This window comes from Herbidospora solisilvae, from assembly GCF_009901565.1.
Taxonomy (GTDB): Bacteria; Actinomycetota; Actinomycetes; order Streptosporangiales; family Streptosporangiaceae; genus Herbidospora; species Herbidospora solisilvae.
Map to the genome: position 1 here is coordinate 760,434 of NZ_WXEW01000002.1, position 12,706 is coordinate 773,139.

Sequence of the window (12,706 nt, forward strand, 5' to 3'; positions counted from 1 at the left end):
GTGGACGACGGTTGAGATGTCAATCAAGGGGCCCCGGCCAGGCCCTTGACCTGGGCTTCCGTCGTCTGAATGTTTCACTTCGGGGCCCGCGCAAAAGGGAAGGAGCCCTCCGGAGAGGGCTCCTCATGGGTGTTCTTCAGGGGCGTGACGGCGGGTCCGGCACCGCCACGCCCCCGTCTTCGGGGATCAGCCGTTCGGGAAGAGGCGGCCGAACTCGCCCATGGCGACGGCTACGTCGACCTGGGCCCAGAAGCGGTGGTAGTTGAAGGTCGGGGCCGGGCCGGTCCCGTCCAGGTAGGCCTTCACCTTCGGCCAGTCGGGGTCGTTCTTGTAGAACGACCGGATCGAGATGAAGGTCGAGCTGGAGTTGATCGCGTCGCCGTTCGGCATGGTGCCGGTCCAGCCCGCGGGCACGTAGACCGGGTCGTCGATGCGGTTGTAGTCGGCCTTGGTCTCCGGCACCGAGACGCCCTTGGCGTCCTGGTTGAGCCAGACGCCGTCCAGCAGCGCCTTGGCCATGTTCTTCGCGCCCGTGTGGTTCGCGCGGGCGGCGTAGTACATGAGGACCTTCGCGTACGAACCTGCGACGCCCACGTCGGTGGTGTGGTCGGCCACGGTGACGTGCAGGCCCGGGTTGGCCGGGGGCATGCCGGTGGTGGAGCTCCAGTTACCGGCGGGCGCGCCGGACCAGCGCAGCGTCGACGGGATCTGGTAGGTCCCGTTGGCGTTGATGGTCGTGTTCGCCATCGCCCAGGCGACCCACTTGTCGAGGATCGTCTTGGCGTCGGCGTTGCCGCTGGCGTAGTACAACGAGGCCACGCGCTCCATCGACCACGCCTGGAAGCCGAACCACTGGTTCGACGGCGGGTCGTGGTAGACCGGCTGCCAGTCGTAGGTCATGCCGTGGAACTTGGGCAGGTTCGACGGCGGGATGGCGTAGTGACCCTGCCACGAGTTGGTCGCGCCGCCGGCGATGGCGCCCTCGTCCGACTGCAGCCACTTGTAGAACTGGAGCTGGCGGGTGAGCGAGGTCGCCCAGTCCGAGGCGCCGGTGGTGCTGCGCGGACGCAGGTCCGACTGGGTCGACAGGGCCCAGGCCGCGAGCGGGTTCTGGTAGCCGCCGTGGTTGTGCGACGAACCGATGCGCCAGGCCCATCCGGCCGACGAGTCGGTCGCGCCGCCCCACGCGTAGTACCAGCTCAGCAGGTAGCTGGCGCTGTTCTTGCCGGTACCGGCCGGGCACGAGGTGCTGGTGCAGCCGGGCTGCTTGAAGTACTTGTCGTACATCGCGTAGCGCAGGTAGTCGCCCATCTTCGCGGCCTTGGCCACGGTCGAGGCGATCTGCGACTGCTTGCCCTGGGCCTTGGCCCACTCGTTGGCGTAGTAGGCCACCTGCACGGCGCGGGCGTCGGCGTCGGGGGCGTTGGTGTACTTCCACTGGCGGGCGTAGCTGCTGTCCTTGATGAACAGGTCGAGGAAGCCGTTGCGGCCACCGTGCGCGAAGGTGTCGCACGAGGGCTGCGGGATGGTCTCGAAGACCGACTCCTCGGGGCCGCGCTGGTAGGTGTTGATGTACGCCGGCTTGGTCGTGCCGTCGCCGCAGCGGCCGAAGCCGTAGGTGTTGTCGACGTCCAGCAGCCAGTGCATGCCGTAGATGTCGCTGGTGTTGTACGCCGTCCGCAGCTCGGCCGCGATCGGGTCGGTGCCCACGGAGACGCCCGAGTTGATCTGCGACGGGTAGGAGCTGATGTCGTCGAACTCACCGGCGTAGGTGGCCGGGGAGTTGGCGTTGTAGAAGGAGTTGGTCGGCTGGTCCTGCGTGGAGGGGATGATGTACCTCTCCATCGACGCCCACGCGGTGTTGAACTTGGACCAGTCGCCGGTCACCTGGCCGTAGACCGCTTCCAGCCACAGGTAGTAGCTGTAGGCCTCGGAGGTGGTCTCGTGCCCGTGGTCGGGCGCCTCGACCATGAAGGTCTCGACCGAGTGGTAGGGCACGCCTTCTGGCGAGAAGTAGCCGTTCGCCGGGTCGTGGATCTTGTTGTAGAGCGTGGTGAAGCGCTGGATGTACTCGTTGCCCGGGGTGGTCCCGTCGTCGTCGGCCTCGGTGGCGTCCAGGGCCGAGGAGAAGTAGAAGACCCCGCCCCCGCTCGTCGACAGGTTGAACCGGGCGGTGCCGCTGGTCGAGTCGGCGTCCTGCGCGGCGCTCACCGTGACGTTCTGCGTGACGTTCCAGTTGGCCGGCGTGAAGGTCAGCGTCGTGGGCGCCGCGGTCAGGTCGGCGTCACCGCCGCTCTGCTTCGACACGGTGACCGTGACGTTCGAGGTCGGCTGCAGCGACAACGACACCGCCGCCGTGGCCGAACCGCCCTCGGCGACCAGCACCGACGTCGGCGCGACGCGGACGAACCCGTCCGGCTGCGGCGACGGGCTCGGCGACGGGCTCGGCGACGGAGACGGCGAGGGGCTGGGTGAAGGACTGGGGGAAGGACTCGGGGAGGGCGAGGGAGAGGGCGACGGGGACGGGGACGGCGAGGGGCTGCCGCCGCAGACCACGTTGTTCACCCGGAAGGACGTCGGCTTGGGGTTGCTGCCGCTCCAGGTCCCGTTGAAGCCCAGGGAGAGGGTCGCGCCGCTCGCCAGCGAGCCGTTCCACGGCATGTTGGTGGCGGTGACGTTGGCGCCCGACTGGGTCCAGTTCGCCGACCAGCCCTGCTGGACGCGCTGGCCGGAGTTGGGGAAGGTGAAGCCCAGGTTCCAGCTGCTCAGGGCGTCGCCGGTGTTCCGCACCGTGATGTTCGCGGTGAAGCCGCCGTTGCCGGGGCTGGTCGTCCAGTCGTTCGTCACGTACGTCACGTCGCAGGTCACGGCGGCGGAGGCCGGTTGTGCGACCAATGTGACGGCGGCCGTGCAGACGGCCAGCGCGGCCGCCCACAGGGTGCGTTTGCGATAAGCACGTATCGCCATTGTCGGGGGGTCTCCAAGCTCTCAGGGACACAGGGGGATGGGAGCGCTCCCACCGGTAGCATGCCCGGATCGCCCGAATCCCTGTCAATCGACGTGCGGATTCGCCGCTCTTTCACCTGCGCGGAGGTGAAACTTTCACCTCCTCAGGCGTCACGTGTGAGGCCGTCACCTGCGGGTAGTCGCGCGCGCATGGCCAACGACAGAGTGAACGAGATGACCGACGCCGCGAAGACGGCCGCCGCCAAGATCGAAGGGGCGTTCCACGAGACCGCCGCCAAGGTCGCCGCGACCGTCGAGGAGAAGATGCCCGAGGTCCGCGAGGCCGCCCAGAAGGCGGTCGCCACCATGGACCAGCACATCCCCGACGTCGTGAAGGACAAGGTCAGGGGTGCCGGGGAGACCGTGTCGGCCAAGGCGGCCGAAGTCACGCCCGCGCAGTTCAAGGACGCCACCGACCGGCTGACCGCCGAGGCGAAGAAGCGCCCGATGCTGGCGGTCGCGGCGGGGGTCGCCGCGCTGCTGGTGTTCCGCCGGATGTTGCGCCGCAAGAGGTGATCAGGGTGCCGTGCTCGCCGGGCGCAGCACGCGGGTGCCGCCCGCGATGAGCGCGGTGGCCAGGATCCAGCCCGATGCGATGAGCGCGTTGGCCACCCAGATCGTCCAGCCGGTGGGCTCCCAGGCGGCCCGCTGCTCGAACAGGCTCACCGGCACCAGATGGTCGAGGGTGTAGACGAAAGGGTTGAAGTGGCGGGGACGTTCGTCCAGTCCGATCTGGACCGGGGGAACCAGGGAGAAGACGACCGTCCCCGCCGTGAGCACGGCCGACAACCAGGCCGCGGCCAGCCAGGGACGGAAGCCGTAGCCGACGACGGCGTCCAGCAACACGCCCCAGGCGCGTCCGGCCACGGTCAGCGTGCGCCGCCGGGCCCGCTGTTTGGCCAGCAGGACCCGCCGGGAGTCGTGCTCGTGCCCGATCCGGCGGTAGTAGGCGGCCAGCTGCTCGTAGGGTTGCGGGCGGTAGCCGTCGGGGTGCCTGGTCAGCCACGACAGGCGGTCGCGCAGCGTCGCGGGGCTGCGGAGGGATTCGTACACGAGCCCGTTGAGCCGCACCGCGCCCGGGTAGCTCTCCGGACGGTCGGCGAGCAGCCCGACCCGGGTGTATCCGAGATCGACCCCGCCCTCGATCGACTCGGGGGTGAGCAGGAACTCACCGACATCGAGGTGGCGGGTGTGAACCGCCAGCTCCTCGGATCTCAGCGTCGCTCCGTCGAGCGAGAGGGTGCCGCTGATTCGACCGCCACGCAGACTGATCTCACCCTTGGCGGAGAACCCTGAACCCATGTTCACGACCGTCGCCTGCAGGTAGTCGCCGTGGACGGCGTAGCGGCCGGTCGCCGTGATCTCGGTGTGTTGCAGCCACAACCCGCCGTTGAACCGGGCGCCGTGCAGGCGCAGGCCGCCGGTCACCGTCATCCCGCGCAGGAACGCGCCGCCCTCCACCACCAGGCCGCCCGCCCAGAGCGCGGTGTGCTGCTGCTCCTGTTCGCGGGGGTCGCCGCTGTAGCGGGCGCCGGCCCAGCCCGCCTCCTTCAGCGTCCAGTGGGCCGGGCTGCCGATCTCGCAGCCCGACATCCGCAACTGCCCGCTGACGTGGGCGTTGTCGAGCCGGATGCCGTCGTGGACGACGCAGCCGCCGATGTCGAGCACACCGTCGACCCGCACCCGCCCGGCCCGTAATCGCAGCAGGTCGCAGTCGCGGAGGCGCAGCGCCCTGGTCTGCGCCTCGACCAGGTCGATCACCCCGCCCACCTGGCACTCGATCAGGTGGAGCGTGGTGGTCAGCTCGGCCCCCGCCAGGTCGAGATCGCCCACCACCCGGGCGCCGATGAGCCGGATCGCGGCCACCTGGCCGGGCAGGCCGGGCCGGGCGCCGAGCAGCAGCGCCCGGATCACCTCGGCCCGCACGACCCGCTCGCGATCGGCCGGACCGTTCCGGTTCACGTAGGCCCAGGCCTCGCGGACCCGGCGGGCCGGTCTGTCGCCGTTCACTTCGGCTCGCCTGTTTTCGCTCAGCCGGGCCCAAGCCTCTCGGACCCGCCCGGCTCGCCGGTTCTCCTCATGGTCGGTGGTCTGGTCGTCGTCGGGCGGGGACGCGTCCCTGGGGCGGGTGACGCGGTCGGGGCGGACGTCGACCCATTCGCCCGTCGGGTAGGCGGCGACGAGTCGCTTCTCCGCCGGTGTGAGGCGCCGGAAGGGGAGTGATCTTCGCATGGCCCCGACTGTAGTCACCGCTTCATCGCGCCGTCGGCGATGGCGTCGGCGGCCTCGCCGATCGCGGTGCCCACGATCTCCAGGCGGCGGACCAGCTCGCGTTCGCGCAGCGCCTCGGCGGTGACGTCCGAGGAGAGGATGCGGGCGATCTCGTACTGGTACATCCGCCGGATCGTGCCGCCGGCCTTCTTGGCCTCCAGGGCGTCGTGGCCGACCGCCGAGGAGCGGGTGGCCAGGTCGCGGACCGACTTCTCCAGCGCGTCGACGCCCACGATCACCTGGTCGAGCATCGGCGCGAACCGCTGGCGACCGCGCACCCGGTAGAGGTGGGACTCCCGGACGAAGTCGCGCAGCGAGTCGAGGATGTCGTCGATCGACCGCGACAACCGGAACAGGTCCTCCCGGTCGATCGGGGTGACCAGGGCACCGGCGAGCTCGGCGACCAGGCGGGCGCGGCAGGTGTCGCCGCGGTGCTCGATCTCGCGCATCGCCTGGTGGGCCTTGGTGCGGCCGATCTCGCCGCCGCTCATCGCGATGGCCAGCCACGCGCCCTCCCGGGTCGCGTCGAGCTGGCCGATGAGCGCGTCGGCCAGGGTGGTGTCCATGCGGCCCCGCATCATGCCGAACACCCGCCGGAGCCGTCTCACCCCGCCACCCCCTTGATCATCAGCCCGGCCGTCAGGCCGAGCAGGCCGCTGACCGGCAGGGTCAGCGTCCAGGCGAGCACGATCTTCGACGTCGCCGCCCACCGCACCCGCCGGACGCTGTCGGCCACCCCCGCCCCGACGAAACCGCCCGCGATGGCCTGCGTCATGCTCACCGGCGCCCCGGCCGCCGCGCAGCCGATCACCGACAGGCCGCTGCCCAGCCCCGCGGCCACGGCATGGAGCGGACGCGCGGGCAGCAACTGCCGGCTGAGGGTCCGCCCGGCGCGCGGCAGCCCGTAGACGGCGCCGACGGCGAACAGCGCCGCGACCAGCAGGCAGACCAGGGGAGGTGCGCCGCCCACCCCGAGCCCGACGAGGAAGACGGCCAGCATCTTCTGGCCGTCGTTGGCGGCGTACGCGAGGCACTGCACCGCGAACCCGCCCCAGTGGAGCCGCGGCAGCGACTGCGCCCGGCCCAGCCCCGACACCACGCGGCTGGCCAGCACCGCCACCGTGGCCCCGACGAAGGGCGCCGCGACCCCCGCGACCAGGACCAGGCCGACCGCGCCCGCCGAGACGGGCAGCCCGAGCCCGACGGCCGCGCCGGTCAGCCCTCCGACGATGGCCAGGGTGAGGCTGGTCGGCCACCCCCTACTGCTGAGGGCCAGCACGACGACGAGCGCGCAGACCACCGCGACGGTCATCGCGACCTGCCCGGCGGCGCCCGGCAGCGACGCCAGCCGGGTCGTGAAGGTCGCGGCCACCCGCGACGTCACCATCGGGACCGCCGCGACCGCGGCGACCAGGACGAACAGCGCCACCAGCGGGCGCACCCCCGGGACCCGGAGCCCGGCGCCCAGCAGGGCGCCTCCGTCATTGACCCCCGAGACCACCGCGAACACTCCGGCGAGAACAGCCAGTGAGGCGGACAACAATCTCCCCTCGTTTGCCTTTTGTTCACCATTTGTTTACCAAGACATTCCCGGCCGACGGGGTGATCACTCGGGAGACGATCTGGGGACGATAGGGGAGTGACCGTACACGCAGCCCATCTCGGCCGTTACTACGAGGATTACGTCGTCGGCGACGTGTTCCAGCACCCCCTCGGGCGCACGATCTCCGAGGCGGACAACACCTGGTTCACCCTGCTGACGATGAACACCAACCAGAACCACTTCAACGCCCACTTCGCCGCCAGGGCCCCGGTCGGGAAGATCATCGTGAACTCGGGGCTGTCGGTCGCGATCGTGCTCGGCCTGTCGGTGATCGACGTCAGCCAGAACGCCTCGATGAACCTCGGCTGGGACGAGATCCGGCTCACCCACCCCGTCTTCATCGGCGACACCCTCTACGCCGAGTCGCTGGTCGAGGCCGTGCGCGAGTCGCGGTCGCGCCCCTACGCCGGCATCGTCACCTGCCGCACCCGCGGCCTGAACCAGGACGGCGACGAGGTCATGTCGTGGCGGCGCTCCGTCATGGTCTACAAACGCGACGCCCCCCACGACAAGGGCTTCTTCCCCGTCGCGAAGAACGGCCCGCTGGCATGAACTTCGACCTCACCGACGACCAGCGGCTCTTCCGGCAGACGCTGCGCGCCTTCGTCGACGCCGAGATCGTCCCGGTCGCGGCCGAGTGGGAACGCTCGGGCCGCTACCCGGCCGAGATCGTCGAGTCGTTCAGGGAACTCGGCCTCTTCGGCATGACGGTTCCGGAGGTGTACGGGGGCCTCGACCTCGACCGGGTGTCCTTCGCCCTCGTCTTCGAGGAGATCGCGCGCGGCTGGATGGGCGTGGCCGGCATCCTCGGCTCCCACTCGCTCGCGACGTGGATGGTGGCCCGTTACGGGACCGCGGAGCAGAAGGAGGAGTTCCTGCCGGGGTGGGCGTCGGGCGAGCGGCGTACCGGCATCGCGCTGACCGAGCCCGGCGCCGGGACCGACCTCCAGGGCATCACCACCCGCGCCGTCAGGGACGGCGACCACTACGTGGTCACCGGCACCAAGACGTGGATCACCAACGCCCGGCACGCCGACCCGCTGCCCGTGTTGGTGAAGACGTCGGCGGAGACCCCGGCGCACCGGGGCATGTCCGTCCTCCTGGTCGACCAGGACGACCTCCAGGTCAGCCGCGACCTGCCGAAACTCGGCTACAAGGGCACCGAGACGTGCGAGGTCGTCCTGGACGAGGTCAGGGTCCCGGCCGGGCGGCTGCTGGGCGGGGCCGAGGGCCGGGGCATGCAGCAGGTGCTCGCGGCGCTCGAACTCGGGCGGATCAACATCGCGGCCCGCGCGGTCGGGGTGGCCCAGTGCGCCTACGACGCCGCGCTGGCCTACTCGAAGGAGCGCACGGCCTTCGGGCAGCCCATCTCCGAGTTCCAGGCGATCCAGCTCAAGCTCGCCGACATGGCGACCGAGATCCAGGCCGCCCGGCTGATGACGTACTGGGCGGCGACCCGGTCGGAGCAGGGCGCGGTGACCGGCGAGGCGGCCATGGCCAAGTACTTCGCCTCCGAGACGGCGCTGACCACGACGATGGAGGCGATGCGGGTGCACGGGGGGTACGGGTACTCGCAGGAGTTCGTGCTCGAACGCCTCTACCGCGACGCGCCGCTGATGGCCATCGGCGAAGGCACGAACGACGTCCAGCGGATGGTCATCGCCCGAGCCCTGCTGAAGGGTGCGCTGAAGGTCGGCTGGTAGCCGGACGTCAACTAGGGTCGCGAAGGTGAGTGACTGCCTGTTCTGCGCGATGATCGCCGGGGAGACCGAGACCGTCGCGGTCTACGACGACGACGTCGTGTTCGCCTTCCTCGACCATCGCCCCGTCTTCAAAGGCCACGTCCTGGTCGTGCCGAAGACCCACGTCGTCACCCTGCTCGATCTCGACGAGGTCGGCCCCTACTTCGAGCGGGTCCAGGCCCTCACCCGGGCCGTCATGACCGGGCTCGACGCCAAGGGCAGCTTCGTCGCGCTCAACAACGTCGTCTCGCAGTCGGTCGCGCATCTGCACACCCACGTCGTGCCGCGGAACCCGAAAGACGGTCTCAAGGGCTTCTTCTGGCCGCGCACCAAATACGCCTCCGACGAGGAGGCGCGCGAGTACGCCGCCAAGATCCGCGCTCAGATGAGCTGATAGACCAGCTCGGGCCGGCCGATCCCGCCGTATTGGGGCAGTCGGCGGGCGACGCCGCTCTCGGTGAGGTGCTCCAGGTAGCGGCGGGCGGTCACCCGTGAGACGCCGACCGAGGCCGCGACCGCCGTCGCCGACAGGCCGCCCGCCGCGCTCCGCAGCTCGGCCACCACCGCCTCCAGCGTCGGCTGGGTCAGGCCCTTCGGCAGGTGGGAGCGGGCCGGGCCGCGCAGGGCGGCGAGCATGTCGTCGACCTCGCCCTGGCCGCTGGCCTCACCCGGGGCGTCGACCGTCGAGCGGAACCTCGCGTACTGCCGCAGTTTCTCGTTGAGCGCGGCGAAGGTGAACGGCTTCAGGACGTACTGGGCCACGCCCGCCGACACCGCCGACCGGACCATCGACAGGTCGCGGGCCGAGGTGATGACGATGACGTCGCACAGGACGCCCGCGCCCCGGATGGCCCGGCACACCTCCAGGCCGTGCATGTCGGGCAGGTAGAGGTCGAGCAGCACCAGGTCGACCGGCCGCCGCCGGAGGAAACGCAGCGCCTCGCCGCCCGACCTGACCACCCCGGCGACCTCGAAGCCGGGGATGCGCTCCACGTAGACGCGGTTGGCCTCGGCGGTGATCTCCTCGTCCTCGACCACGAGCACCGAGATCACGACGGCGTCCTCTCGGGCAGGGGCAGGCGGACGGTGAAGACCGCGCCCTGGTCGGCGGAGACGTCGATCGTGCCGCCCAGCCGCCGCACCGCCTGGGCCGCCAGGGGCAGGCCGAGGCCCCGGCCGTCGCCCTTGGTCGTCCAGCCGCGCTGGTAGGCCTGCTCCACGCGGGCCGGGTCGAGGCCGGGGCCGCTGTCGGCGACCCGGATCTCGCACACCGGGCCGGACGTGCCCACGTGCACCTCCACCCGCGCCGGGGGCATGCCCGACTTGGCGGCGTCGACCGCGTTGTCGATGAGGTTCCCCAGGACGGCCACCAGGTCGTGGGGGTCGAGGCCGATGTCGTCGAGGTCGCTCTCGGGGCTGATCGACAACTCCACGCCGCGCTCGGCCGCCTGGGCCGACTTGCCGAGCAGCAGCGCCGCCAGGACCGGTTCGCGGACCGCCGCGACCACCCGGTCGGTGAGCTCCTGGGCCGCCCGGAGCTCCTCGGTCGCGAAGGCCACCGCCTGCTCCGGGCGGCCCAGCTCGACCAGGCTGATCACCGTGTGGAGGCGGTTGGCCGCCTCGTGGGCGGCCGAGCGGAGGGCGTCGGCGAAGCCGCGTTCGGCGTCGAGCCGGCCCGTCACGTCCTGCAGTTCGGTGTGGTCGCGCAGCGTGACGACCGTGCCGAGGGAACGGGAGCCCGAGCGTACGGCGGCGACGCTGACCAGCAGCACCCGGTCGCCGGTCAGGTGGATCTCGTCGGTCCGGTCTCCGCCTGAGGACAGCAGCTCGGTGAGGGAGGGCGGCAGGCCCAGCTCGGTGATGCCCAGGCCCTCGGCGTCGGCGGGGAGGCCGAGCAGCTCGCGGGCGCCGTCGTTGCACAGTGTGAGCACGCCCCGGCCGTCGACCAGCAGCAGGCCTTCGCGGACGGCGTGCAGGATCGCCTCGTGGTACTCGTACATGCGGGTCAGCTCGTGGGTTCCCAGGTCGTGGGTGTGGCGGCGGAGGCGGCGGCCGGCCAGATAGGTGCCCGCGGTTCCGGCCGCGAGCCCGAGCAGGCCCGCGAGCACGCCGGCCTCCAACTGCTCGCGCAGCCGCCCGCCGATGTTCTCCACCGTTATACCGGCGCTCACCAGCGCCCTGACCCGCCCTGCGGCGTCCTCGACGGGGGTGATGGTGCGGATCGACGGGCCCAGCGTGCCGGTGTAGGTCTCGCTGTAGGGCCGTCCGGCCAGAGCGGGGGCGATGGTGCCCAGGTAGGGCTTGCCGATCTCCTCGCGGGTCGGGTGGGTGTAGCGGATGCCGGCCGGAGTCATGATCGTGATGAAGTTGACCCCGGTCTCGGCCCGCACCTTCTCGGCGTAGGGCTGGAGCAGGGCCGTCGGGTCGGGCTCCTCCAGCGCCGCCAGCACCGACGGCGCCGACGCCACGCTCACCGCGACCGCGTGGGTCACCGCCGTCGCGTCCTCCGCGACCAGCTCACGGGTCTGGAGCACGGCCATCACGGTGCCGGCCGCAACGGTCGCCACCACGACGACGATCTGCAGCACGAGCATCTGCCGCGCGAGGCTCCACCGCCGCATCGGCCTCACCCCTTCTGACTCGGTCCGGTGAACGAAATGTACGCAATAGTGACCCAGGTCACTCCCCGGGCAGATAGTCGCCCCACCGACACCCCCCAGGGAGAGTGAACCTGATGTCCGAACCCCAGGTGAGGCGCGACAAGACCCGCTACCTCTACCTCGCCGTCATCGTGGCGGCCGTCGCCGGTGTCGCCGTCGGCTTCCTCGCCCCCGACCTCGGGGTGGCGCTGAAGCCGCTGGGCACCGCGTTCGTGGCGCTGATCAAGATGATGATCAGCCCGATCATCTTCTGCACCATCGTGCTCGGCATCGGCTCGGTGGCCAAAGCGGCCAAGGTCGGCCGGGTCGGCGGGCTCGCCCTCGGTTACTTCCTGGTCATGTCGACCGTGGCGCTCGCGATCGGCCTGGTCGTGGGGAACCTGGTCGACCCCGGTCAGGGGCTGCAGCTTACCGACTCCGCGAGGGAGGCCGCCGCGGCCGAGGCCGCCAAGGGCGGCGAGAGCGACACCACGGCGTTCCTGCTCGGCATCATCCCGGCCACGCTCGTCTCGGCGTTCACCGAGGGCTCGGTGCTCCAGACGCTGCTGGTCGCGCTGCTCGCCGGGTTCGCGCTCCAGGCGATGGGGCCGCGCGCGACGCCCATCCTCACCGGCGTCGAGCACATCCAGCGGCTCGTCTTCCGCATCCTGGCCATGATCATGTGGGCCGCGCCGGTCGGCGCGTTCGGCGCGATGGCGGCGGTGGTCGGCGCCACCGGCGTCGACGCCCTCACCAGCCTCGGCGTCATCATGCTCAGCTTCTACGCGACCTGCCTGCTGTTCGTGTTCGTCGTCCTCGGCCCGCTGCTGCACCTGGTGGCCCGCGTCAACGTGCTCTCGCTGTTCTCCTACCTGCGGCGCGAGTTCCTGCTGATCCTGTCGACCTCGTCGTCGGAGTCGGCGCTGCCGCGGCTGATCGCCAAGATGGAGCACCTCGGCGTGAGCCGCCCGGTCGTCGGCATCACCGTGCCGACCGGCTACTCCTTCAACCTCGACGGGACCGCGATCTACCTGACGATGGCCACCCTCTTCGTGGCCAGCGCGACCGGGGCCCCGCTGTCGTTCGGCGAGCAGGTCTCGCTGCTGGTCTTCATGATGATCGCGTCCAAGGGCGCGGCCGGGGTCACCGGCGCGGGCCTGGCCACCCTCGCCTCCGGCCTCCAGTCGCACCGGCCCGAGCTGGTCGACGGCGTCGGCCTCATCGTCGGCATCGACCGCTTCATGTCCGAGGCCCGCGCGCTGACCAACTTCGCCGGCAACGCGGTGGCGACCGTCGTGATCGGAAGCTGGACCGGCGAGTTCGACCGGGAGCGCGCCCAGGAGGTGCTGTCGGGCCGCGACCCGTTCGACGAGACCACGCTGCTGGACGAGGAGCACGAAACCGTCTCAGAAGACAAGGTTCCCGAATCGGTCCGGTAGGCTCCG

Annotated in this window: 10 protein-coding genes and 1 pseudogene; 5 read left to right on the forward strand and 6 right to left on the reverse strand. The window is 70.9% G+C overall.

Going from position 1 to position 12,706, the window contains the following annotated elements:
* Nucleotides 1-186: 186 nt before the first annotated feature.
* Complete coding sequence (locus GT755_RS09145; RefSeq protein ID WP_161479241.1) at nt 187-2,967, reverse strand: glycoside hydrolase family 48 protein; 2,781 nt, start codon at nt 2,965-2,967, stop codon at nt 187-189.
* Between the two features lie 189 nt (nt 2,968-3,156).
* Here GT755_RS09145 and GT755_RS09150 point away from each other — a divergent pair, with 189 nt between their 5' ends.
* A complete protein-coding gene (locus GT755_RS09150) occupies nt 3,157-3,522 on the forward strand; it encodes a hypothetical protein (RefSeq protein ID WP_161479242.1) in 366 nt (121 codons plus the stop codon).
* Here GT755_RS09150 and GT755_RS09155 read toward each other — a convergent pair whose 3' ends face one another.
* Genes GT755_RS09155 through GT755_RS09165 form a run of 3 tightly spaced genes read right to left on the reverse strand, consistent with a single transcriptional unit; the run spans nt 3,523 to nt 6,817 of the window.
* The gene (locus GT755_RS09155) at nt 3,523-5,238 is read right to left on the reverse strand and encodes a hypothetical protein (RefSeq protein ID WP_161479243.1); all 1,716 of its coding nucleotides are present in this window, start codon (nt 5,236-5,238) and stop codon (nt 3,523-3,525) included.
* Between the two features lie 14 nt (nt 5,239-5,252).
* Nucleotides 5,253-5,885 (reverse strand): DUF47 domain-containing protein, encoded by a 633-nt coding sequence (locus GT755_RS09160; RefSeq protein ID WP_161479244.1) that lies wholly within the window; start codon nt 5,883-5,885, stop codon nt 5,253-5,255.
* A complete protein-coding gene (locus tag GT755_RS09165; protein ID WP_235966207.1) occupies nt 5,882-6,817 on the reverse strand; it encodes an inorganic phosphate transporter in 936 nt (311 codons plus the stop codon). Before GT755_RS09165 ends, GT755_RS09160 begins: the two co-directional genes overlap by 4 nt.
* A 99-nt stretch (nt 6,818-6,916) precedes the next feature.
* On the opposite strand from GT755_RS09165, the gene GT755_RS09170 reads away from it, so the two are divergent.
* From GT755_RS09170 to GT755_RS09180, 3 genes and pseudogenes are all read left to right on the forward strand, one after another.
* Nucleotides 6,917-7,432 (forward strand): MaoC family dehydratase, encoded by a 516-nt coding sequence (locus GT755_RS09170; RefSeq protein WP_161479246.1) that lies wholly within the window; start codon nt 6,917-6,919, stop codon nt 7,430-7,432.
* A complete protein-coding gene (locus GT755_RS09175; protein WP_161479247.1) occupies nt 7,429-8,583 on the forward strand; it encodes an acyl-CoA dehydrogenase family protein in 1,155 nt (384 codons plus the stop codon). Before GT755_RS09170 ends, GT755_RS09175 begins: the two co-directional genes overlap by 4 nt.
* 19 nt (nt 8,584-8,602) lie before the next feature.
* Nucleotides 8,603-9,016 (forward strand): annotated as a pseudogene (locus GT755_RS09180) (HIT family protein); the annotation flags it as partial.
* On the opposite strand, the gene GT755_RS09185 reads toward GT755_RS09180, so the two are convergent.
* Both GT755_RS09185 and GT755_RS09190 read right to left on the reverse strand, forming a co-directional pair.
* Nucleotides 9,004-9,675, reverse strand: coding sequence for a response regulator (locus tag GT755_RS09185; protein WP_161479249.1), 672 nt, complete (start codon nt 9,673-9,675; stop codon nt 9,004-9,006). The pseudogene GT755_RS09180 and the gene GT755_RS09185 sit on opposite strands and share 13 nt — an antisense overlap.
* Nucleotides 9,672-11,243: a sensor histidine kinase gene (locus tag GT755_RS09190; RefSeq protein WP_161479250.1), complete on the reverse strand. Its 1,572-nt coding sequence runs from the start codon at nt 11,241-11,243 to the stop codon at nt 9,672-9,674. Before GT755_RS09190 ends, GT755_RS09185 begins: the two co-directional genes overlap by 4 nt.
* Before the next feature lie 113 nt (nt 11,244-11,356).
* Between GT755_RS09190 and GT755_RS09195 the strand changes: the two genes are divergently transcribed.
* On the forward strand, nt 11,357-12,700 hold the full coding sequence (locus tag GT755_RS09195) for a cation:dicarboxylate symporter family transporter (RefSeq protein ID WP_161479251.1): 1,344 nt from the start codon (nt 11,357-11,359) through the stop codon (nt 12,698-12,700).
* Nucleotides 12,701-12,706 lie beyond the last annotated feature (6 nt).